This is a genomic window from Haloferax sp. Atlit-10N (assembly GCF_003586325.1).
GTDB classification, from domain to species: domain Archaea; phylum Halobacteriota; class Halobacteria; order Halobacteriales; family Haloferacaceae; genus Haloferax; species Haloferax prahovense.
On record NZ_PSYX01000174.1, the window covers coordinates 1 to 442 of the forward strand.

Genomic DNA, 442 nt, shown 5'->3' on the forward strand with positions numbered 1-442 from the left:
CCGTTTTCGAGGCACTCCAACTGCGTAGTGGCGGCGTGCGTCTCGTGACTCGACCAAAACTCGTCGACCGGCACGTCGTGGACCGCACAGATGCGGCGCAGATGCGTGAGTCCACCGTGGATGACGCCATCAATCGCCTCCGTCGTCGGGTCCACGCCGAACTCGGCGAACGCCCGCCGGACTGCTTCGCGCTCGACTTCGAGTAGCGTCGGTTCCGTCAGTACGCCGTCGTTGTCGAAGATGACAGCGTCGTAGCACATGGTCGGACGATTCGGACCCGAAGAAGGATATCTTTGCTATGAGGTACCCCAATGGCTCCGGAGTGCTATTGATGTCTGGGTGGACTACGCGCTGTCGACGCCGTCACGGATTCGCGACCCGACGCGCCAGCCGATTCGGTCCGCGAGCGCCCGCTCGTTGAACGCCCGAACCGTGCTCTCAG

General features: G+C 63.1%; 2 pseudogenes. Both read right to left on the reverse strand.

The annotated features are described in order from the left end of the window. Positions 1-260: pseudogene (locus C5B91_RS21720) on the reverse strand (HAD family hydrolase); the annotation flags it as partial. Between the two features lie 84 nt (positions 261-344). Next, a pseudogene (locus tag C5B91_RS21725) lies at positions 345-442 on the reverse strand (tRNA pseudouridine(38-40) synthase TruA); the annotation flags it as partial.